Origin of the sequence: Novosphingobium sp. PC22D (assembly GCF_002556635.1) — a bacterium.
Lineage (GTDB): Bacteria > Pseudomonadota > Alphaproteobacteria > Sphingomonadales > Sphingomonadaceae > Novosphingobium.
The window spans coordinates 56484-78051 of record NZ_MWMO01000015.1 but is presented as its reverse complement, the minus strand read 5'-3'; the positions used below and the strand labels follow the sequence as shown (position 1 = coordinate 78051).

Sequence of the window (21568 nt, the reverse complement as noted above, 5' to 3'; positions counted from 1 at the left end):
CCGTGCGAGCCTCACCGGCAGGCAAAACTTATGCCGGAACGGTAGCGCCGCGCGCAACTTGCGCTTATGTGGCGCGCATGAAGATCGCCATCGCATCCGACCACGCCGCCGTCGACCTCAAGGCGGACCTGCGCGAATTCATGATCGAGCTCGGCCACGAAGTCGCCGACCTCGGCCCCGAGACCGCTGACCGGGTGGACTATCCCGACTACGGCTACATGCTGGCCGAAGTCGTAGCGGAAGGCACCGCCGAGTTCGGCGTGGCGCTGTGCGGATCGGGCATCGGCATCTCGATCGCGGTGAACCGCAACCCCGGTTGCCGCTGCGCCTTGGTTTCGGACCCCTACTCCGCCGCGCTCGCGCGCGAACACAACGACGCCAACGTCATCGCCATGGGCGCCCGGCTGACCGGGCCGGACATGGCCAGGGCCTGCCTCATGTCGTTTCTAGACGGCAAATTCGCCGGCGGCCGCCATGCCGGCCGCGTCGACAAACTTTCAAACCCCATTCTCAAGGAGACCGCCCGATGAACGTAGAGACCAAGATTCGATCGGCCGGCTTTTTCACCGACGGCGTCGCGACGAGCGACCCTGCCGTCGCCAAGGCGATCGGCCATGAGCTGACGCGCGAGAAGAAGCAGATCGAGCTGATCGCGTCCGAGAACATCGTCTCCAGGGCGGTGCTCGAGGCGCAGGGCTCGGTGCTCACCAACAAGTATGCCGAGGGCTATCCCGGCAAGCGCTATTACCAGGGGTGCGAGCCTTCGGACGAAGTCGAGACGCTCGCGATCGAGCGCGCCAAGGAACTGTTTGATTGCGGCTTCGCCAACGTCCAGCCCCACTCCGGCGCCCAGGCGAACGGCGCCGTGCTGCTGGCGACGATCAAGCCGGGCGACACGATCATGGGCATGAGCCTCGATGCCGGCGGCCACCTCACTCACGGCGCCCGCGCCGCGATGAGCGGCAAGTGGTTCAACGCGGTGCAGTACGGCGTCACCAAGGACACGCACCTCATCGACTATGACGAGGTCGAGGCGCTCGCCAAGGAGCACAATCCGAAGCTGATCATCGCGGGCGGCAGCGCCTATCCGAGAATCATCGACTTCGCGCGGATGCGCGCGATCGCCGATTCGGTCGGCGCGCTGTTCCAGGTCGACATGGCGCACTTCGCCGGCCTGGTGGCGGCGGGCGTGCACCCCTCGCCTTTCCCGCACGCGCACATCGCGACGACCACGACGCACAAGACACTGCGCGGTCCGCGCGGCGGCATGATCCTCACCAACGACGAGAAGCTCGCCAAGAAGATCAACTCGGCGGTTTTCCCCGGCCTTCAGGGCGGCCCGCTGATGCACGTCGTGGCCGCCAAGGCGGTTGCCTTCGGCGAGGCGCTGCGTCCCGAGTTCAAGGACTATTCGAAGAAAGTGGTCGAGAACGCGCAGGCGCTTGCCGCCACGCTCAAGGAACGCGGCGCCGCGATCGTCTCGGGCGGCACCGATACCCACCTCGCGCTGATCGACCTCAGCCCGCTGGGCGTGACCGGCAAGGATGCCGACGAGGCGCTCGAACGCGCTGGCATCACCTGCAACAAGAACGGCATCCCGTTCGATCCGCTTCCGCCGATGAAGACCAGCGGCATCCGCGTCGGCTCGCCCGCGGGCACGACGCGCGGCTTCGGGGTCGAGGAATTTCGCGAAATCGGCAATATGGTCGCCGATGTTCTCGACGGTCTGGCGAAATGTGGCGAGAGCGGCGACGCGCAAGTGGAACAGAATGTCCGCGCGCGCGTAGAAGCCTTGTGCGACCGTTTCCCGATCTACGAGGACTGACCTGAGGTGGAAGGCGTGACCGCCGCCGAGCGCTGCCCGCAATGCAATCATTCGGTCTTCGCCGAGGACCGCTATTGCTCGAAGTGCGGCATGAAGCTCGCCGGCGCCTATCGGTCCCGCCGCGTTCAGGAGCGTGTGCGCGAGGCCATGCAGGACCGCCGCGTCCGGCAGGTCGCGGGCGGCGCCGCGATCGGCGCGGCGGCGGGCCTGGTCCTGCCGGTGGTCACCACCGGTCTTGGTCTCGTCGCGGGAGCGGCCTACGCCGGTTACAAGGTGATGAAGAAGGACTGAGGCCATGGACAACAAGCCCAAGGGCACCGATTTCGTCTACGATGCGCGCATGGAACTGGCGGGTATGCTCCAGGACGGCCTGAGCCATCCCTCCACCAAGCCCGTGCTCGCCTATGGCGCGCTGGGCGCGGTTGCCGCCGCGATCGTGCCGTTCGTGGGCATCCCGCTCGGCTTCGCAGCGGGCGCCGGGTACAAGTTCTACAAACGCGTCCGACCGGACTGAAACGAAAGACAAGCTGAATGCGCTGCCCTTTCTGCGCGCACGACGATTCGCAGGTCAAGGACAGCCGCCCGACCGAAGACGGCGCCGCGATCCGCCGCCGGCGCCACTGCGTAAGCTGCGGCGCGCGCTTCACCACGTTCGAGCGCGTCCAGCTTCGCGAAATCCTCGTCATCAAGAGCGACGGCGCGCGCCAGTTGTTCGACCGTTCCAAGATCGAGCACTCGGTCACTCTCGCCTGCCGCAAGCGCGGGGTCGAGCGTGACCGGATCGACCAGCTCGTATCCGGCATCCAGCGCCAGGTCGAAACCCGGGGCGAAAGCGAGGTCTCCTCGCTCGCGATCGGCGAAATGGTGATGGAAGGCCTGCGCCAGCTCGATTCGGTTGCCTACATCCGCTTCGCCAGCGTCTACCGCGACTTTTCCGAGGCCCGCGACTTCGAACAGTTCGCCAGCACCGTGCGCGAGATCGGCAAGGAATGAGCCGGACCCAGCAACCCGTCGTCGTGCTGGTGCGCCCCCAGCTCGGCGAGAACATCGGCAAGGCGGCACGCGCCATGCTCAACTTCGGGCTCACCGAAATGCGGCTCGTCACGCCGCGCGACGGCTGGCCCAACCCGTCCGCCGGTCCTGCCGCGTCGGGCGCCGACATCGTGCTCGATCGCGCGCGGGTCTACCAGACGCTCGCCGAGGCCGTGGCCGATTGCGCCAATGTCTACGCGACCACCGTGCGCAAGCGCGGCGTCACCAAGCCGGTGGTGACACCCGAGGAAGCCGCGCGCGAGATTCATACCGCGCCCGGGGGCTCTGCCTTCGTGTTCGGGCCCGAGCGTTCGGGGCTGGAAACCGAAGACGTCGCGCTCGCGCGCAAGATCGTCACCGTGCCGATCAATCCCGAGTTCGGCTCGCTCAATCTCGCGCAGGCGGTGATCCTGTGCGCTTACGAGTGGTCGAAGCTGCAGGGGCTCGAACAGCCGACGCGCGAGGAGCAGCTACCCCCTGCCCCGCAGGACGAACTCGAAGGTCTGATCGGCCACTTCGAGGCGCTGCTCGAGGCGAAGAACTACTTCTGGCCCGAAACGCGCGCCGAGGCCAACCGGCGCACCTTGCGCAACGTGCTGACCAAGCCGGGGTGGAACCACCTTGAGGTGCGCACGCTGCGCGGCGTACTCTCGACGCTCGAGCGCGAGCGCGGCTGATCCTCGCTGCCCGGTAGTGGGTCAGTTTGAATTCAACGGGTAGAATATGCCTTTGATGCAGTCTGGATTCCGAACTGCAATTTGCACATGGCTTTTGCTGTGTAGGCCGCTGCCGGGATAAGCTCGCCCACCCTCGACAAACATACCGCGCACAGTGTCAAAGGGCTGGATAGTGGGTTCGTCGCTCGCCAAGGTGTCTATAATTCGATGCAAGTGTCGAAAAACTGCGCAATCCAGATAACGCAAAACCCGGTCCCTGTTTTTCGATCCACGCGGACTGCTGTTTTTGGGAATTGGGAGACCGGCCTTCTTTTGGACCCTCAGGAATGATCGATGCGCCGCCCTCAGAAGTTCGACATCTTCGCGGGAAACCAAATCAAGGCAATGCCGGAGGTCGATCACAGCTCCAATCACAGTCGGCTTTCTGTAACCACCGATTTCCGCTTTCCATTCCGCCCATTCAAGCGCGCGCAGAGGATCGGACTCCCAAAAATATGCGCCAGGGCCGAGCCAATCATAAGATCGGTCGCTTTGCAGAATTGCCGCGCCCTCAAGCACAGCCTTTTGCGCTATAGTCTCATCGCACCCATGATAGCCGAGCACGAACGATGTTGCGAGCCGACTCAAGCGGTGGCGCGACCCTTCTTGCTTGCGCCGCCAAATTCAACGCGCAGCTTGCCCTTTGTCGTGTAAATGCCTTCATTTATGAGCGTGGCACGTGCTATCTTTTTTGACGCTAGTGCGCGCTCAGTCTCCTCAGCAATCGCTTCGAGGATTTTTTGATTGCGCTGTGCGTGAGTCATCGTTGCTCCCTTTGTGCGAATATGCATCATAAGCATTCAACGATTAATGAGGCAAAAATGCGCCAAACATTTTGATGCAGACTCTGCTCAAAGTTTTTTGACGCAGGTTAGGCGCTTATGCAAGCGCAATGCGTTCAGGTGTCTCGTTTGCGATACGAACCCCGCTTGCGGGGCTGCTTCGCTTCCTCGGCTTCAATCAACGCGACGATATCATGACCCACTACCCGCTGCCCGTTCCACTTGACTTTCGCACGCCAGCCCGTATGTGCGCGCCTTCACTTGGACCGCCGCGCCTGTCGTGGTGCGCGTCCATTCGGCCCCGCACCCCGGTGAAGCGGTGGCCGCATCCGGTCGGCAACGACCGGGTGGTGCGCTTCCGGGTATCGGCTGCGGCCATGGTGGCACGCGGCAGCAGAAATGGAGACGACGCATGTCGAAGCGCAAGAGCGCCAAGTACAAACTCGACCGCCGCATGGGCGAGAACATCTGGGGCCGCCCGAAGAGCCCGGTCAACACCCGTCCCAACCCCCCGGGCCAGCACGGCGCGCGCCGCAAGGGCAAGCTGTCGGACTACGGCATCCAGCTCCGCGCCAAGCAGAAGCTCAAGGGCTACTACGGCGACGTGACCGAAAAGCAGTTCAAGCGCACCTACCAGGAAGCCTCGCAGATGAAGGGCGACACCGGTCAGAACCTGATCGGCCTGCTCGAGCAGCGCCTCGACATGGTGGTCTATCGCGCCAAGTTCGCGCCGACGATCTTCGCCGCGCGCCAGATCGTGAGCCACGGCCACATCTACGTGAATGGCGTGAAGTGCAACATCGCCAGCCGCCGCATCAAGGTCGGCGACGTCATCGCGCTGGGCAGCAAGGCCAAGGAAATGGCGCTGGTGATCGAGGCGCAGGCCCTGCCCGAGCGTGAGATCCCCGACTACGTCGCCAACGACGGCACCGACAAGGTCACCTTCGTGCGCGTCCCGACGCTCGACGAAGTGCCCTACCCGGTGAAGATGGAGCCGAACCTCGTCGTCGAGTTCTACTCGCGCTGATCGGTTTCACCGACACGACATTCGAAAGGGCGGTCCGGTTCGGGCCGCCCTTTTTCGTTCGCGACGCCGGTGCGATCCCGCCGCCGACGCGGGCAGCCCGCCTTGCAACGCATGTCCCGGTTCTATCATGTGACCGCCGGGAGACATGGCGATGGCGAAATACGATCACCTCATCGGTACGGAACTTGCGCGTGGAAGCTGGAGCTGGGATGCGGATCGCGCCCTGCTCTATGCGGTGGGCGTCGGCGCCGGGCTCGACGATGCGCAGCGCGAACTCCACTTCACCACCGAGAACACGCCGGGCAGTCCCCAGCAGGTGATCCCGACGTTCGCGACGCTGATGGGCTTGCCCAATCCGCTTTCCGAACTGATGGGCTGGAGCAAGGAAGGCCTGAGCCCGGTCGGGATGGTTCATGGCGAGGAAGCCGTCACGCTTGCGGGCCCGTTGCCGCTCCAGGGCACGGTCGACCTGCGCATGGTGCTCGCCGGCATTTACGACAAGGGATCGGGCGCGCTGGTGGTCAAGGAGACGACCCTGACACTCGCCGATACCGGCCAAGCGCTCGGAAAGACGGTGATGACGCTGTTTGTTCAGGGCAAGGGCGGCTTTGGCGGGCCGCGCGGGCCGGCTGGCGAGATCCCATGGCACAAGCCCGAACGCGAGCCCGACCAGATCGTCTCCCTGCCGGTCGGCGTGAACCAGTCCCTAATCTACCGTCTTTCGGGCGATCGCCACCCCCACGGCACCGAGATTACGCGTGCTCGTGCTGACGGCTTCGAGAAGCCGATCTTCTATGGGCTCGGCACGTTCGGCGTCGCCTGCCGCGCGCTGCTGCGGGGACTATGCGAGAGCGACGCGGCACGCTTCGAGCATATGGAGGGACGCTTCTCCAGGCCGGTCTACCCCGGCGATCGCCTCGATACGCTGATCTGGCAGGAGGATGACGGCGCGCGCTTCCAGGTTCTCGCCAACGGCGAGCGGATCGTGATCGATCGCGGACTGTTCCGCTGCCGCTAGGAAGCGTCAGGCCTCACTCTTCTTGCGCCCGCCCTTCTTCTTCGGCTTCGCCATGCCGAGTTGCTCGCGCACCCAGTCCCACAAGGCCGCGACTTCGGCGGCGGCCTTGCCTTCGGGCTCGGCCTCGGAGGCGACTTCGCCCGCTGCCGAAGAGCGATGGAACGCGGCGCGCTCGCCGAACCGGACCGGGCAGGTCGGCAGGCCGAGCTTGTCGAGGAATTCCGACGTTTCCTCGATGATCCGGGTGGCGCGCGCCGGCACCGCGTTGAGCAGCACGAAAGCCGGTTTGCCCGCGTAGGTCACGAGCTGCGCGGTCGCCTCCATCGCGTGGAGATCGAGCGCGCGGGCACGCGTGGGAATGAGCACGAGATCGGCGACCCGCGCCGCCTCGCGCGACGCGATGTCGCCGTGCGGCGGCGTGTCGATCACCACGAACTCGGTTCCGCCCCGCATTGCGCGCTGGATCGTGCTTTGCAGCCGAACCGGCGGGCACGTCACGATCTCGGGCAGGAAATCGCCGCGCCAGTCGCCCCAGGCCGCGGCCGAGGCCTGAGGATCGGTGTCGATGACGCAGGTCTGCATGCCGTCATAGGCGGCGCAGGTCGCCAGATGAAGCGCCAGCGTGGTCTTTCCCGACCCGCCTTTCTGGCTGACGATGGCGACAGTGGGCATGACGCGGCTCCAAGTGTGTCCCGAGCAGCCATTGTCCTATGCTGCAACTGCGAAGTCCAGTGTCCGTTGCGGCGCAATCACCGGCGCAGATAGTCCCGGCGGAACTCGGCGGCGAAGGCGGCGAAGCTTCCCGCCGCGATCGCATCGCGCATCGCCTGCATAAGCTGCTGGTAGAACCAGATATTGTGCTCGGTCATGAGCATCGCGCCAAGCATCTCGCCCGATTTCACCAGATGGTGCAGATAAGCGCGCGAATACGTCGCGCAGGTCGGACAGGGGCAACGCGGATCGAGCGGCCCCGTATCCTCCGCATGCCTGGCGTTGCGCATGTTGAGCGCCCCTTCCCAGGTGAACGCCTGCCCGTTGCGGCCCGACCGCGTCGGCAGGACGCAGTCGAACATGTCGACGCCGCGCTCCACAGCGCCGACCAGATCGTCGGGCTTGCCCACGCCCATGAGATAGCGCGGCGCGTCCTGCGGCAGTTGCTCCGGCGCGAAGTCGAGCGTGGCGAACATCGCCTCCTGCCCCTCGCCCACCGCCAGCCCGCCGATCGCGTAGCCGTCAAAGCCGATCTCGGCGAGCGCGTCGGCCGAGGCTTTGCGCAGGCCCTCGTCGAGCGCACCCTGCTGGATGCCGAACAGCGCGGCGTTCTCGGCATGCGCGCCGCCCGCGTCGAAGCCCTCGCGGCTGCGGCGCGCCCAGCGCATCGACATTTCCATCGAGCGCGCGATCTCCTCGCGCGGCTGGTCGATCTTCGGGCATTCGTCGAAGGCCATGACGATGTCGGACCCGAGCAGCCGCTGGATTTCCATCGAGCGCTCGGGACTGAGCATGTGGCGCGAGCCGTCGATGTGGCTGGCGAAGGTCACGCCTTCCTCGGTGATCTTGCGCAAATCGGACAGGCTCATGACCTGATAGCCGCCGCTGTCGGTGAGGATCGGGCGGTCCCAGTTCATGAAGCGATGCAACCCGCCGAGCCGCGCCACCCGCTCGGCGCCGGGGCGCAGCATCAGGTGGTAGGTGTTGCCGAGGATCACGTCGGCGCCGGCCGCCCGCACGTCCCGCGGCTTCATCGCCTTGACCGTCGCGGCGGTGCCGACCGGCATGAACGCGGGCGTGCGAATCTCGCCGCGGCGCATGCGGATCGTGCCGGTGCGCGCGCGGCCGTCCGTGGCGTGAATGGAAAATTCGAAGCGCGGTGGCACGAGTTGCGTCCTCAGAACCCGAAGATCAACGTGAAACGCGAAAGCGTATCGGTGTCGAGCGCATCGGGCGGCGGACTCGTCTCGTGCTCGACCGTATAGGAAAGCCGCGCTTTGAGCGCCTTGGACATCGCCGCTTCGAGCCCGGTCGCGGAGGTCAGCGTGCTGTTGCCTTCATCGACGTATATGCTCGCGTCCTGCGTGAGCTTCACGGTCTTGCCCACCTTCCAGTCGAAGTCGAGCGATCCCAGCGCCGACCAGTTGTCTTCGTCGGGCTCGTCGATGACCTGGGTCCGACGCCAGGCTGGTCCGCCTTCCAGCGACAGCGTCAGGCCCTTGCGCTTGATCACCCTGTATCCGAGGCCGCCCGAAAGCGTGTAGCGCCCGCGATAGCCCTGGAAACGATCGCGTTCGTACTGCGCCAGCCCGAACGAATAGAGCCGCTCGCCCAGCTTGTAGCGCGGGCTATAGGCCGCAAGGTACTGCTCGCGCGTCACTTCGCCGCTGTCGCGCTGGTAGTCGGCGCGCAGGCGGAGCTGGTTCTCCCAGTCGACCCCGTCGCGCTTCAGCGTGAGCCCGGCGGCGATGCCGAGGTTGCTGGTGTTGCCGGTCGCGCGAAACGCGCCGAACTCGCCCTCGCCTTTCCATTCGTCGAGGATGCCGGCCTGGCGAATGCGCGCGCGCTCCTTGGCGGCCCGCCGTTCGGCAAGCTCCTCGTGCCTGTCCTTGTAGCGGTCGAGCAGGGCGTCGATCGCCTCGACGTCGTCGGGCCAGGTCTCCTTGGCGACCTTCGCGACCGTCTCCAGCGTCCTGGCATCCTTCGCCAGCACGGCCGTATCGAACATCTCGCGCACGGCGTCGGGCACCTGGGCCTGCGCCGGCAAGGTAATACCCGCAAGGCCTGCGGCCAGGACAAGATGACGGCGGAGAACGACCATGCCCGCGCGACTAGCGAATCATGTGCGCAAGCGCCAGCCGGTGCGGAAGATGTAGCTGATCAGAGCCACGCAGGCCGCCAGGAAGGCCAGCGTAAGCCCGAGCGAGACCCAGATCGAGACGTCGGAACTGCCGTAGAAGGTCCAGCGCAAGCCGTTGACGAGATAGACCACCGGATTGGCCAGCGCGACCGTGCGCCACGGCTCGGGCAGCAGGTCGATCGAATAGAACGTCCCGCCCAGGAAGGTGAGCGGCATCAGGATCAGCATCGGCACGATCGAGAGCTTCTCGAAGCTGTCCGCCCATATCCCGAGAATGAAGCCGAACAGCGAGAAACTGGCGGAAACCAGGATGATGTAGCCGAGAGCGAAAACCGGGTGGACGATCGTATAGTCGACGAAGATCGTCGCGGTGCCCAGGATGATCGCGGCCAGGATCAGCGACTTGGTGGCCGCCGCGCCGACGAAGCCCGCCAGCGTCTCGGCCACGCCCACGGGCGCGGACAGCAGCTCGTAGATCGCGCCGGTGAAGCGCGGCATGTAGATGCCGAAGCTGGCGTTGCTGGTGCTTTCGCCGAGCAGCGTGAGCAGCAGCAGGCCGGGCACGATGAAGGCGCCGTAGTTCACGCCGCCCATGCCCCCCTGCATCTGCCCGCCGATCGCCGCGCCGAACACGACGAAATAGAGCGTCGTCGTCAGCACCGGCGCAAGGATCGATTGCATCGCGGTGCGAAACGCGCGCATCAGTTCCTGCTTGTAGATGGTGAAAGCGCTGCGCGCGTTGAACATGCTCATGCCGCTTTCCCCTGCGCGCCGTTCTGGACGAGATCGACGAAGATGTCCTCAAGGCTCGATTCGTGCAGGTCGATCGCGGTGTAGTCTATGCCGGCGCGGGTCAGCGCCTTGGTCAGTTCGGCGACTTCGGCCTTGCCCTGCCCCGCGCCGTCGCCGCCGCGATAGCACAGCGTGCGTCCGTCGTCGGCAAGCGTGACGGAGAACCGGGAAAGCGGATCGGGAACCGCATCGAGCGGCGCGGCCAGCGTGATCAGCGCCTCGGTGCGGCCCAGGCGCTTCATCATCTGCGCCTTCTCGTCGACCATCACGATCTCGCCCTGGCGGATGATGCCCACGCGGTCGGCCATTTCCTCGGCTTCCTCGATGTAGTGGGTCGTCAGGATGATCGTGGTGCCGCGCTCGCGCATGGCCGCGATCTGCTTCCACATGTCGCGCCGCAGCTCGACGTCGACGCCCGCGGTGGGCTCGTCGAGAAACAGCAGCTCGGGATCGTGCGCCATGGCCTTGGCGATGAGCACGCGGCGCTTCATGCCCCCCGAGAGATGGCGGATCTGCTCGTCCCGCTTGTCCCACAAGCTCAGTGACTTGAGGATATCGTCGATCCTTGCCGGATCGGGGGCGAAGCCGAACAGCCCGCGCGAGTGGCGGACCGCGCGGCCCACCGGCTCGAACATGTCGGTCGAAAGCTCCTGCGGCACCAGGCCGATGCGCGCGCGCAGCGAACGCCAGTTGTGCGCCATGTCCTCGCCGAACGCGCGGATCGTCCCCGAGGTCGGTCGAACCAGTCCGCAGACGGCACCGATCAGCGTGGTCTTGCCGGCGCCGTTCGGACCGAGCAACGCGAATATCTCGCCCTGCTCGATCGCCAGATCGACTCCCTTGAGGGCGGTGAACCCGCCGGCATAGGTTTTGGTGAGGCCGCTCAGCTCGAGTACGTGATTCATCGCGGCCCTAGATGTGCTCGCGGACGCGAAACGCCAACCCCTCAAGGCAGAAGCAGGCTCGAATCGCCATAAGAGTAGAAGCGATAGCGCTGCTCGATCGCGTGCGCATAGGCTGCGCGCATCCGCTCCGTGCCCATGAGCGCCGAGACCAGCATGAACAGCGTCGAGCGCGGCAAGTGGAAGTTCGTCATCAGACCGTCGATCGCGCCGAAGCGATAGCCGGGCGTGATGAAGATCGCCGTGTCACCCTCGAAGGGCTGGATCGTGCCGCCCGCATCGACCGCGCTTTCGAGCAGCCGCAGGCTCGTGGTGCCCACCGCGACCAGCCGCCCGCCCCGCGCCCGCGCTGCGTTGAGCCGATCGGCGGTTTCGGGCTCGATCCGGCCCCATTCGGCGTGCATCCGGTGCTCGTCGGTGTCCTCGGCCTTTACCGGCAGGAAGGTACCCGCCCCGACGTGGAGCGTGAGCGTCTCGCTGGCGATTCCGCGCGCTTTGAGCGCCGCCATCAGCTCAGGGGTGAAATGGAGCGCCGCGGTCGGCGCGGCGACAGCGCCGTCGCGCGCGGCGAACATGGTCTGGTAGTCGCGGCGGTCGGCCTCGTCGGTCGCGCGCTTGCCCGCGATATAGGGCGGCAGCGGCATGTGCCCGGCGCGTTCGAGCAGGACCTCGACCGGTTCCTCGCCCGCGAAGGCGAGCGTCCACGAGCCGTCGGCGTGCCGCTCCTCGGCCACGGCCTCGACATCGGCGGCAAAAGCGATGCGATCGCCCGGACGCAGGCGCTTGGCATTGCGCACGAAGGCCTGCCAGCGCCTGAGGTCGACGCGCTTGTGCAGCGTCGCCCCGATCCGCGCCTCGCCGCGCCGTCCCTCGAGCTGGGCGGGGATCACGCGCGTATCGTTGAACACCAGCACATCGCCGTCGCGCAGCAGCGCGGGCAGATCGCTGACGCGGTGGTCGGAAAGCGGCGCCTGCCCCTCGACCAGCAGCATGCGCGCCGAATCGCGCGGCCGCGCCGGGCGCAGCGCGATCAGGTCGGACGGAAGATCGAAATCGAACAGGTCGACACGCATGGCCGGGGCCTTAGGCGCAGGGCGCGCGCCAGGCAAACCGGCGCGGCGAATCTGTCCGCCGGATCAGTCGGACTGCGAGTTGTTGAGGTCGCTAACCGAAATTGGCGCCGCGGCCGGAGAGGCCGGTGCCGCGGGCGCCGGCTTGTTGTCCGAAGCGAGCGAGGCTTGCAGCACGCGCGTCGGATTGGCGGGCGGCTCGCCCCGCTCGATCGCGTCGACATATTCCATCCCGCCGATCACGCGGCCGAAAACGGTGTACTTCTTGTCGAGCGCGAAGCGCGGATAGAACATGATGAAGAACTGGCTGTTGGCGCTGTTCGGATCGTTGGTGCGCGCCATCGAGACGGTGCCGCGCAAGTGCGGCATGGCGTTGAATTCCGCCTCGAGGTCGGGCAACTGCGAGCCCCCGACGCCCGTACCCGTGGGATCGCCCGTCTGGGCCATGAAGCCTTCGATCACGCGGTGGAAGATCACGCCGTCGTAGAAGCCCTGCTCGACGAGCGTCTTGATCCGCTCGACGTGGTGCGGCGCCCATTCGGGCATGAGCCGGATCGCGACGCGGCCGCCGTCGGAAAGGTCGAGATAGAGCACGTTCTGCGGGTCGTGGCTGACATCCATGTCCACGCTCGTCGGAAGCTTGGCGGCTGTCGTGGCGGGCGCGGCATCCGGCGTCTCCTGCGCGGCGAGCGGCGCGGCACCCAGCGCCAGGGCCGAGAGGAGGGGAACAAGCAGACGAAGATTCATTCGATTCTCACTGGCTCGGACCGGACAAGGTCCCGGGATCGCGGGGCGGATAGTCCCTCGGCGCTGTCGTGGCAATGAACGGGATCAATAATCGCCCATCCTGCCGACCTTATCGATCCGCGCGAGCACGTCGTCGCGCACCGGCCCGCTGACGAAGGGCGTGATATCGCCGCCGAACATCGCGATCTCCTTGACCAGCTTGGAGGCGATCGGCTGAAGGCTGACGTCGGCCATCAGGAAGACGGTTTCGATCCCCGCGTTGAGCTGCTGGTTCATGCCGGCCATCTGATATTCGTATTCGAAGTCCGCGACCGCGCGCAGGCCGCGCACGATCACCGTCGCGCCCTGCTTCTCGGCGAATTTCATCAGCAGCGCGTTGAACCCCACCACGCTGACGTTGTCGAGTTCGAGCGAGGCGACCTCGCGCTCGACCATGGCGATGCGCTCTTCGGGCGTGAACAGCGGGTTCTTCGACATGTTGGTGGTCACGCCGATGATCAGCCGGTCGACCAGCTTGGCGCCGCGCCGGATGATATCGGCGTGGCCCTTGGTGATCGGATCGAAGGTGCCGGGGTAAACCCCGACGCGTTCGCCACCGGTTTGCGGCATCAATGGTCCCTTTCGATGATGTAGCGGGCCAGCGCCCGCAGCACGTCGGCCTCGCGGCCGTGGCTCGCGAGATGCTCGATCGCCTGGTCGACCAGCAGCCGAGCCTGTTCGCGCGCGCGATCGGCGCCGAGCAGCGAGACGAAGGTCGCCTTCCCGGCGGCCGCGTCCTTGCCCACCGCCTTGCCCGCGCGCGCGGCGTCGCCCTCGTGGTCGATGAGATCGTCGGCGATCTGGAAGGCCAGACCGGCATCGCGGGCATAGCCGCGCAGATGCGTGCGTCCCTCGGGCGCAACGTGGCCGAGAATCGCGCCCATCTCCACCGCCGCGCCCAGCAGCGCGCCGGTCTTGAGCTGCTGCAGGCGCGTGACCGTCTGCAAGTCGAACTCGGCGGTCTCGGCGACGAGGTCCATCATCTGCCCGCCCGCCATGCCCTGCAAGCCGCTGGCCCTGCCGAGCGTGCGGACCAGCTCGATCTGCACGAACGGATCGGAACTGGTCGCGGGATCGGCAAGCACTTCGAAGGCGAAATCGTGCAGGGCGTCGCCCGCCAGCACCGCGGTCGCCTCGTCGAAGGCGAGGTGGAGCGTCGGCTTGCCGTGGCGCATGGCGTCATCGTCCATGCAGGGAAGATCGTCGTGAATCAGCGAATAGACGTGAATCGCCTCGATCGCCGCGCCCGCGCGGATCGCCGCCTCGCGGTCGACGCCGTAGATCGCCGCGACCGAGGCGAGCAGCAGGGGGCGCACCCGCTTGCCGCCGCCGATCGTGGCATAGCGCATCGCCTCCACCAGACGCGCGCGCGAATCGGCGGGCACCGGCAAAAGCGCATCGAAGGCCGCGTCGATCTCGGCGGCGATCTCCGCGAGACTGTCTGCGAGCAGATGGTCGATCGCCCCCACCGGCACGAATCAGCGGTCCGGCGCGTCGAAAGGCTGGGTTCCGCTCGGTGTGCCGTCGGCCCCCTGGACGATCCGCTCGATCCGCGCCTGGGCACTGTCGAGTCGCGCCTGGCAATGGCGGCGCAGGGCCTCGCCCCGCTCGTAGAGCGCGATCGAATCGTCGAGCGGGACTTCTCCGCTTTCGAGCTTGCGGACCACGTCCTCGAGCGCGCGCAAGGCGTCCTCGAAACTCAGTTCGGCGATTTCGGCGCTGTCTCCCGTCATGCGGTTGAGCAATGACGAGCCGAGGCCCGGGGGTCAAGCGCGCTGCGGCGCCCACGCTCCACAGGGCCGCAACACATCTAGCATCGCGGCATGCTCCTCGCTAAGGCCCGGACCATGCCGAACACTACGCCCGAGATCACGCCCGACGTCGTCGAAGCCCACGGCCTCAATCCCGAGGAATACGAACGCGTCCTGAGCGCGCTGGGACGGGAGCCCAATCTCGTCGAACTGGGCATCTTCTCGGTGATGTGGTCGGAGCACTGCTCGTACAAGTCGAGCCGCGTCCACCTCAAGAAGCTGCCGACCGAGGCGCCATGGGTGATCTGCGGCCCGGGCGAGAACGCGGGCGTGATCGACATCGGCGACGGTCAGGCGGCGATCTTCAAGATGGAGAGCCACAACCACCCCAGCTACATCGAGCCCTACCAGGGCGCGGCGACGGGGGTCGGCGGTATCCTGCGCGACGTCTTCACCATGGGCGCGCGGCCCGTCGCCAACCTCAACGCGCTACGCTTCGGCCGGCCCGAGCATCCCAAGATGAAGCACCTCGTCCAGGGCGTGGTCGCGGGAATCGGCGGCTACGGCAACTGCGTCGGCGTGCCGACGGTGGGCGGCGAGACCAACTTCCACCAGGCCTACGACGGCAACATCCTCGTCAACGCGATGACGGTGGGCGTCGCCGATGCCGACAAGATCTTCTATTCGGCCGCCACCGGGGTCGGCAATCCGATCGTCTACGTCGGCTCGAAGACCGGCCGCGACGGCATTCACGGCGCGACCATGGCCAGCGCCGACTTCGACGAGAACAGCGACGAGAAGCGCCCCACCGTGCAGGTCGGCGATCCCTTCACCGAAAAGCTGCTGATCGAGGCCTGCCTCGAACTGATGGCGACCGACGCGATCGTCGCGATCCAGGACATGGGCGCGGCCGGACTGACGTCATCCTCGGTCGAGATGGCAAGCAAGGGCGGCGCGGGCATCCGCCTCGACATGGACCAGGTTCCCTGCCGCGAAGACGGCATGACGCCTTACGAGATGATGCTGAGCGAGAGCCAGGAGCGCATGCTGATGGTGCTCAAGCCCGGCAAGGAGGCGATGGCCGAGGCGGTCTTCCGCAAGTGGGAGCTGGATTTCGCGGTGATCGGCGAAGTCACCGACACGGGGCGGATGCAACTCACCTTCGGCGGCGAGACCGTCTGCGACATTCCGCTCGGCCCGCTGGCCGACGACGCTCCCGAATACGAGCGGCCCTGGGTCGATCACGCCACCTATCACGACTGGGCGGCGGTGCCGCTGCTCGAGGACGTGCCCGACACCGGGGACGTCGCGGCCGACCTGCTGCGCCTGATGGCTTGCCCCGACCTCGCCTCGCGCCGCTGGATCTGGGAGCAGTACGACAGTCAGGTCGGCGCCGACACGCTGCAGAAATCCGGCGGCGATGCCGCGGTCGTGCGCGTCCACGGCACCAAGAAGGCGCTGGCGATGAGCACCGATTGCTCGCCGCGATACTGCTACGCCGACCCGCACGAAGGCGGCAAGCAGGCGGTCGCCGAAACCTGGCGCAACATCTGCGCGGTCGGCGCCACGCCGCTCGCGATCACCAACTGCCTCAACTTCGCCAATCCGCAGCGGCCCGAGATCATGGCGCAGATCGTGGGCTGCCTGCAGGGCATGGGCGAAGCCTGCCGCGCGCTCGACTATCCGATCGTCTCGGGCAACGTCTCGCTCTACAACGAGAGCAAGGCGACCGGCGGCGGCTCGGCGATCCTGCCGACCCCGGCGATCGGCGGCGTCGGCCTGCTCGACGACCACGAGACGATGGCGACGATCGGGTTCAAGGCGCCCGGAGAGGCGATCGTGCTGATCGGCGGCGAATCGGGCCATCTCGGCCAGACGCTCTGGCTGCGCGAGATCCATGGCCAGGAAGCGGGCATGCCGCCCCCGGTTGGGCTCGATCTCGAGCGGCAGGCTGGCGAGCACGTGCGCAAGCTCATCGCTTCGGGGCTGCTGACGGCGGTGCACGACTGCTCGGACGGCGGTCTCGCGGTGACGCTCGCCGAGATGGCGCTCGCGGGCGGGATCGGCTGCGCGGTCGCCATGCCCGAGGATCGCGAAAGCGCCGCGGCCTTCTGGTTCGGCGAGGATCAGGCGCGCTACGTGGTCACCACGCGCGATCTTGCCGCGGTGCTCGACGATGCCGAGCACGCCGGTCTGGCCGCGATCGCGCTGGGCGAGACCGGCGGCGACGTGCTCGTCTTCCGAAGCGACTCCGCCGAAAGCTCGGTCGAGGTCGTCGCCCTGCGGCAAGCGAACGAAGCCTTCTTCAAGGACTGGATGGACACCTGACCAGGTAGTCCCACATATCGGCTTAACTGATCGATATCACCAAGATTCCTGTTGCGAATCCATAGGCTTGCGGTAGCTATTGTCCCCGGGGAAAACTTCATCGGGGGGCACCGAATGTTGACCGACACCGCGACGTCCGGCGTCTCGCGCCCGATTGCGTTGGCCGGGTTCGCAAGCGCGACCACGCGGATCGACGCTTTCGCGACAGGCACCCACCCAAACGAGCCAAAGCGCCGCGCGGCGGCGGCGCCATCGCTACGCGCCGCCCACCTTCGCGCATTTCACGCAATTCACCTTCGTCAGCCGGTTTGCCAATCGGTCTGGCGGATCCCCAGAAGCCGGAGGACCGAGGTAAGATCGCCGCGATCGACCCAACCGTTAGCGGCAACTCGGGCCTTCGGCTTCGCCTTATAGGCAATTCCGTAAGTCGCCGCCTCAAGCATGGGGATGTCGTTCGCGCCGTCGCCGGTGGCGAGACTGGTGGCGTGATCACCCTTCTCCGCGATTTCGGCCAGCAGCGTCGCTTTCTTCACCGCGCTGTCGGTGACCGGGCCGGCAAGGCCGCCGGTCAGCTTGCCGCCCGCCACTTCGAGCCGATTGCCCACGACGTGCTCGAAGCCGAGTAACCGAGCGATCGGATCGGCGAAATGGTGGAAACCGCCCGTCACCAAAACCGTGCGGCAACCGCGTGACTTGAGCGTCTCGACGAGCGTTTTTGCGCCGGGCATCGGGACGATGCGCGAGGCGAGGCATTCCTCGATCGCGCTTTCGGCAAGCCCTTCGAGCAGTCCGACGCGCTCGCGCAGCGCGGCTTCGAAATCGAGTTCGCCCTGCATGGCGCGCTCGGTGATCGCGGCGATCTGCGGCTTCAGCCCGGCGAAATCGGCGAGTTCGTCGATGCATTCCTGCCCGATCATGGTCGAATCCATGTCAGAGATGAAAACATCGGGCACTTGGGGCTCGTCGCGGCAGATCAGGCCGTCGGACGTGCCGAAATAGGTGTCGAGCACTTCGCGCAGCGCCTGCGCGTCATCGTCGGGCGAAGTGATTTCCATGGTCTGGCCGCAGAAATCGAGCATCGCCGCGCCCGCGAGCCGGACGCCGCGCTCCTCCATCGCGGCGCGCGCCGCATCCAGGCGTGTGTTCAGATGGTCGGGCTCTGCTATCAGCCGGGCGATGAGCAATGCGAATACCTCAAGTCTTGCGGAACCGCCGGATCGGGCCCGGCCGCCGCTGGCGCTCATCGCAGGGCCGACCGCGAGCGGCAAGAGCGATTGTGCCGTCGAACTCGCGCTGGCGCTCGAACGGAGAGGACGGCGCGCGGTCGTGATCAACGCCGACAGCGCACAGGTCTATGCCGATCTCGCCGTGCTGAGCGCGCGCCCCGCGCCGGACGAGATGCGCGGGATCGACCACCGCCTGTTCGGCGCCTGGGACGGCGCGCAGGCCTGCTCGGCGGCGGACTGGGCACAAGCCGCCAGACGCGAGATCGCGGCGGTGCAGGCCGAGGATGCGGTGCCGATCCTCGTCGGTGGCACCGGACTATATATCCGCACCCTGCTCGAAGGCATCGCCCCCGTGCCCGAGATCGACCCGAGGGTCCGCGAAGCGGTACGTGCCCTGCCCGTCGCCGAAGCCCACGCCGCGCTCACTCGCGAAGACCCCGAGCGCGCGGCGGCGCTCGCTCCGGCGGACAGCGCGAGGATCTCTCGCGCCCTCGAAGTCGTGCGTTCCACCGGCCGGACGCTGACCGACTGGCAGAGCGAGAAGACCGGCGGGATCGGCGATACCGTCACGCTCCACCCAGCCATCCTCCTGCCTGACCGGCCGATGCTCTATGCGCGCTGCGAGCTTCGGTTCGCCCGGATGATCGGCCTCGGCGCGCTCGAAGAGGTGCGCACCCTCCTCGCCCGTGGCCTGCCCGAAAATTTGCCGGTGATGCGCGCGATCGGGGTTCCCGAGATCGCGGGATTCCTGCGCGGCGGGTGGTCGCTCGCCGAGGCGGCGGCGCGCGCCAGCCAGGCGACGCGCAATTACGCCAAGCGCCAGTTCACCTGGCTCCGGCACCAGCCTCCTCTCGATTGGCCGCGATTGGTCATTCATGATTACAATCCCGGCTGGATAGACGAAACTATATTACCAAACTTTGGGTTGACGTGACATTATTTGTTTCCTACAGGCCGCCGCCTACCCGCGTGGAAGTTGAAAAGCGGGAGGAGAGGATGGCCCGGCACGGCATTGTCGTGTCGGGTCGACTCAATTAAGAACCGCGCGGGCCCGTCGCCCGCACAACAGAAGGATTTTGAAACGTGACCGAAGAGCGCAGCGGCGCAAGCATCCTGGTCGAAGGCCTGGTCAAGCAGGGGGTCGAATTCGTATTCGGCTATCCCGGCGGCGCCGTGCTTCCGATTTACGATGCCCTGTTCGACGACGAGCGCATCCGGCACATTCTCGTACGCCACGAAGCCGGCGCCGCGCACGCGGCCGAAGGCTATGCCCGTTCGACCGGCAAGCCCGGCGTCGTGCTCGTCACCTCGGGTCCGGGCGCGACCAACGCGATGACCGGCGTCGCCGACGCCTTCATGGACTCGATCCCGCTGGTGGTCATCACCGGGCAGGTCGCGACCGGCCTGATCGGCTCGGACGCCTTCCAGGAAGCCGACACGATCGGCATCTCGCGTCACTGCACCAAGCACAACTACCTCGTGCGCGATCCGGCCGATCTCGCCGCGACGATCGATGAAGCGTTCCAGATCGCGACCAGCGGTCGTCCCGGACCGGTGCTGATCGACGTCCCAAAGGACGTGCAGGTCGCCAGCGCCATGCTGCATGACGGCGCCAGCCAGCGCCGCCAGCGCTACGCACCGCGCACCAGGGGCGAGGACGGCGAGATCCGCGAGGCGATCGAGATGCTCGCCGCGGCCAAGGCTCCGGTCTTCTACACGGGCGGCGGCGTGATCAATTCGGGACCGCGCGCCAGCGAACTGCTGCGCGAACTTCAGGCGAAGACGGGCGCGCCGGTCACCTCGACGCTGATGGGCCTCGGCGCCTTCCCGGCGGATAGCGAGGACTGGCTGGGCATGCTCGGCATGCATGGCACTTACGAAGCGAACATGGCGATGAACCAGGCGGACCTGATCGTCTGCGTCGGCGCGCGCTTCGACGACCGCGTCACCGGCCGGCTCGACGCCTTCGCGCCCCATTCGAAGAAGATCCACATCGACATCGACCGCTCGTCGATCAACAAGACGGTGCCGGTCGACCTGCCGATCGTCGGCGATTGCGCGCTGGTGCTCGAGCAGATGCTCGAGGCATGGGGCGAGCGCAAGCCGCGGGATCTGTCCGAATGGAAAGTGCGCATCGCCGACTGGCGCGCGCGCAAGAGCCTCGCGTTCCCGCGCTCGGACATCGAGATCATGCCGCAGCAGGCGATCGAGCGGCTGTTCGCGCTGACGAAGGACCGCGATCCGATCATCGCCACCGAGGTCGGGCAGCACCAGATGTGGGCGGCGCAGTACTTCCACTTCTTCGGCCCGAACAAGTGGCTGACCTCGGGCGGGCTCGGCACGATGGGCTACGGCCTGCCCGCCGCGATCGGCGCGCAGCTCGGCAATCCGGGCAGCCTCGTCATCGACATCGCGGGCGATGCCTCGATCCAGATGAACATCCAGGAACTGGGCACCGCCAGCCAGTACCGCCTGCCGGTGAAGGTCTTCATCCTCAACAACATGTGGATGGGCATGGTCCGCCAGTGGCAGGAACTGACCTACGAGAGCCGCTATTCGAACTCCTATTCGGACAGCCTGCCCGACTTCGTGAAGCTTGCCGAGGCCTATGGCTGGAAGGGCATTCGCATCGAGAACGAAGGCCAGCTCGACGAAGGCATCCGCGCGATGATCGACCATGACGGTCCGGTGATCGTCGATTGCGCGGTCTCGAACGCGGCGAATTGCTACCCGATGATTCCCTCGGGCGCGTCGCATACCGAGATGATCCTCTATGGCGATCATGTCGCAGGAACCATGGCCGACGAAGCCAAAGCGCTCGTCTGAGAAAGCCCGACATGATGAAAATCGAGCATCAGCAGCCCGAGCGGCACGTCCTGACCGTGACCGTCGACAACGAGGCGGGCATCCTCGCCCGCATCGCCGGCATGTTCACCGCGCGCGGCTACAACATCGACAGCCTGACCGTGGCCGACATCACCGAAAACCACGCAGTCAGCCGGATCACGATCGTCACCCACGGCCCGCCGGCGGTGATCGACCAGATTCGCCACCAGCTCGACCGGCTGGTGCCGGTGCACAAGGTGGTCGACCTCACCGAGGCCGGGCCCTACGTCGAGCGCGAGCTGGCGCTGGTGAAGGTTTCGGGCACTGGCGAAAAGCGGGTCGAGGCGCTGCGCGTCGCCGAGATCTTCCGCGCCCGCCCGGTCGACACCACGACCGAGAGCTTCATCTTCGAGATCACCGGGATTCCCGACAAGATCGACAGCTTCGTTTCGCTGATGCGTGAACTCGGCCTCGTCGAAGTCGGCCGTACCGGTGTCGTCGGCATGATCCGAGGACCGAAGGAAGCCTGACTTTTTCACCTTGCGCGTCATCCCGGCGAAGGCTGGGGTCCCCGGCCACAAGGCGATGCGCTTATCGACAAACGATCCCGGCCCTCGCCGGGATGACGGAGTAAAG

General features: G+C 66.4%; 25 protein-coding genes. 12 read left to right on the top strand and 13 right to left on the bottom strand.

Annotated elements, in window-relative coordinates; translation table 11 throughout:
* Positions 1 to 77: 77 nt before the first annotated feature.
* From rpiB to B2G71_RS18795, 6 genes are read left to right on the top strand one after another with little or no spacing between them, the layout of a single operon-like run.
* A complete protein-coding gene (rpiB, locus tag B2G71_RS18820; protein WP_098108254.1) occupies positions 78 to 530 on the top strand; it encodes a ribose 5-phosphate isomerase B in 453 nt (150 codons plus the stop codon).
* Entirely contained in the window at positions 527 to 1825 is a 1299-nt protein-coding gene (glyA, locus tag B2G71_RS18815; RefSeq protein ID WP_098108253.1) for a serine hydroxymethyltransferase, read from the top strand. Before rpiB ends, glyA begins: the two co-directional genes overlap by 4 nt.
* 6 nt (positions 1826 to 1831) lie before the next feature.
* Positions 1832 to 2116 (top strand): hypothetical protein, encoded by a 285-nt coding sequence (locus B2G71_RS18810; RefSeq protein ID WP_098108252.1) that lies wholly within the window; start codon positions 1832 to 1834, stop codon positions 2114 to 2116.
* 4 nt (positions 2117 to 2120) lie between these two features.
* Positions 2121 to 2339 (top strand): hypothetical protein, encoded by a 219-nt coding sequence (locus B2G71_RS18805; RefSeq protein ID WP_098108251.1) that lies wholly within the window; start codon positions 2121 to 2123, stop codon positions 2337 to 2339.
* A 17-nt stretch (positions 2340 to 2356) separates the two neighbouring features.
* On the top strand, positions 2357 to 2818 hold the full coding sequence (gene nrdR, locus B2G71_RS18800; protein ID WP_098108250.1) for a transcriptional regulator NrdR: 462 nt from the start codon (positions 2357 to 2359) through the stop codon (positions 2816 to 2818).
* Positions 2815 to 3534 (top strand): RNA methyltransferase, encoded by a 720-nt coding sequence (locus tag B2G71_RS18795; protein ID WP_098108249.1) that lies wholly within the window; start codon positions 2815 to 2817, stop codon positions 3532 to 3534. The genes nrdR and B2G71_RS18795 overlap by 4 nt, the downstream gene beginning before the upstream one ends.
* 21 nt (positions 3535 to 3555) lie before the next feature.
* Here the strand turns inward: B2G71_RS18795 and B2G71_RS18790 are convergent, their stop codons facing one another.
* Positions 3556 to 4161 (bottom strand): hypothetical protein, encoded by a 606-nt coding sequence (locus tag B2G71_RS18790; RefSeq protein WP_098108248.1) that lies wholly within the window; start codon positions 4159 to 4161, stop codon positions 3556 to 3558.
* Positions 4158 to 4337: a hypothetical protein gene (locus B2G71_RS23810; RefSeq protein ID WP_141521611.1), complete on the bottom strand. Its 180-nt coding sequence runs from the start codon at positions 4335 to 4337 to the stop codon at positions 4158 to 4160. Before B2G71_RS23810 ends, B2G71_RS18790 begins: the two co-directional genes overlap by 4 nt.
* A gap of 430 nt (positions 4338 to 4767) precedes the next feature.
* On the opposite strand from B2G71_RS23810, the gene rpsD reads away from it, so the two are divergent.
* On the top strand, positions 4768 to 5382 hold the full coding sequence (gene rpsD, locus B2G71_RS18785) for a 30S ribosomal protein S4 (protein WP_098108247.1): 615 nt from the start codon (positions 4768 to 4770) through the stop codon (positions 5380 to 5382).
* Between the two features lie 151 nt (positions 5383 to 5533).
* Entirely contained in the window at positions 5534 to 6400 is an 867-nt protein-coding gene (locus tag B2G71_RS18780) for a MaoC/PaaZ C-terminal domain-containing protein (protein ID WP_168176410.1), read from the top strand.
* A gap of 6 nt (positions 6401 to 6406) precedes the next feature.
* Here the strand turns inward: B2G71_RS18780 and B2G71_RS18775 are convergent, their stop codons facing one another.
* The 10 genes from B2G71_RS18775 to B2G71_RS18730 form a co-directional block, all read right to left on the bottom strand.
* Positions 6407 to 7072 carry a ParA family protein gene (locus B2G71_RS18775; RefSeq protein WP_098108245.1) on the bottom strand — a complete coding sequence of 222 codons (666 nt, stop codon included), beginning with the start codon at positions 7070 to 7072 and terminating at the stop codon, positions 6407 to 6409.
* 77 nt (positions 7073 to 7149) lie between these two features.
* Entirely contained in the window at positions 7150 to 8277 is a 1128-nt protein-coding gene (gene tgt / locus B2G71_RS18770) for a tRNA guanosine(34) transglycosylase Tgt (RefSeq protein ID WP_098108244.1), read from the bottom strand.
* Positions 8278 to 8288: 11 nt separating this feature from the next.
* Positions 8289 to 9212: a DUF481 domain-containing protein gene (locus tag B2G71_RS18765; RefSeq protein ID WP_098108243.1), complete on the bottom strand. Its 924-nt coding sequence runs from the start codon at positions 9210 to 9212 to the stop codon at positions 8289 to 8291.
* A gap of 18 nt (positions 9213 to 9230) precedes the next feature.
* A complete protein-coding gene (locus B2G71_RS18760) occupies positions 9231 to 10004 on the bottom strand; it encodes an ABC transporter permease (RefSeq protein ID WP_098108242.1) in 774 nt (257 codons plus the stop codon).
* Positions 10001 to 10948 (bottom strand): ABC transporter ATP-binding protein, encoded by a 948-nt coding sequence (locus tag B2G71_RS18755; RefSeq protein WP_098108241.1) that lies wholly within the window; start codon positions 10946 to 10948, stop codon positions 10001 to 10003. Before B2G71_RS18755 ends, B2G71_RS18760 begins: the two co-directional genes overlap by 4 nt.
* Positions 10949 to 10989: 41 nt before the next feature.
* The gene (gene queA / locus B2G71_RS18750; protein WP_098108240.1) at positions 10990 to 12018 is read right to left on the bottom strand and encodes a tRNA preQ1(34) S-adenosylmethionine ribosyltransferase-isomerase QueA; all 1029 of its coding nucleotides are present in this window, start codon (positions 12016 to 12018) and stop codon (positions 10990 to 10992) included.
* Between the two features lie 63 nt (positions 12019 to 12081).
* Complete coding sequence (locus tag B2G71_RS18745) at positions 12082 to 12762, bottom strand: peptidylprolyl isomerase (protein WP_098108239.1); 681 nt, start codon at positions 12760 to 12762, stop codon at positions 12082 to 12084.
* 84 nt (positions 12763 to 12846) lie between these two features.
* Entirely contained in the window at positions 12847 to 13371 is a 525-nt protein-coding gene (coaD, locus tag B2G71_RS18740) for a pantetheine-phosphate adenylyltransferase (protein WP_098108238.1), read from the bottom strand.
* Complete coding sequence (locus B2G71_RS18735; protein ID WP_098108237.1) at positions 13371 to 14276, bottom strand: polyprenyl synthetase family protein; 906 nt, start codon at positions 14274 to 14276, stop codon at positions 13371 to 13373. The genes coaD and B2G71_RS18735 overlap by 1 nt, the downstream gene beginning before the upstream one ends.
* A gap of 3 nt (positions 14277 to 14279) precedes the next feature.
* The gene (locus tag B2G71_RS18730; protein WP_098108236.1) at positions 14280 to 14534 is read right to left on the bottom strand and encodes an exodeoxyribonuclease VII small subunit; all 255 of its coding nucleotides are present in this window, start codon (positions 14532 to 14534) and stop codon (positions 14280 to 14282) included.
* 114 nt (positions 14535 to 14648) lie between these two features.
* Here B2G71_RS18730 and purL point away from each other — a divergent pair, with 114 nt between their 5' ends.
* Positions 14649 to 16880 carry a phosphoribosylformylglycinamidine synthase subunit PurL gene (gene purL, locus B2G71_RS18725; RefSeq protein WP_098108235.1) on the top strand — a complete coding sequence of 744 codons (2232 nt, stop codon included), beginning with the start codon at positions 14649 to 14651 and terminating at the stop codon, positions 16878 to 16880.
* 299 nt (positions 16881 to 17179) lie between these two features.
* Here purL and serB read toward each other — a convergent pair whose 3' ends face one another.
* Entirely contained in the window at positions 17180 to 18064 is an 885-nt protein-coding gene (serB, locus tag B2G71_RS18720) for a phosphoserine phosphatase SerB (RefSeq protein WP_098108234.1), read from the bottom strand.
* Between serB and miaA the strand changes: the two genes are divergently transcribed.
* From miaA to ilvN, 3 genes are all read left to right on the top strand, one after another.
* Entirely contained in the window at positions 18057 to 19040 is a 984-nt protein-coding gene (miaA, locus tag B2G71_RS18715) for a tRNA (adenosine(37)-N6)-dimethylallyltransferase MiaA (RefSeq protein ID WP_098108233.1), read from the top strand. The two genes, serB and miaA, sit on opposite strands and share 8 nt — an antisense overlap.
* Before the next feature lie 149 nt (positions 19041 to 19189).
* Positions 19190 to 20932, top strand: coding sequence for a biosynthetic-type acetolactate synthase large subunit (gene ilvB / locus B2G71_RS18710; protein ID WP_098108232.1), 1743 nt, complete (start codon positions 19190 to 19192; stop codon positions 20930 to 20932).
* Between the two features lie 14 nt (positions 20933 to 20946).
* Complete coding sequence (ilvN, locus tag B2G71_RS18705) at positions 20947 to 21462, top strand: acetolactate synthase small subunit (RefSeq protein ID WP_098108299.1); 516 nt, start codon at positions 20947 to 20949, stop codon at positions 21460 to 21462.
* Positions 21463 to 21568: the final 106 nt, after the last annotated feature.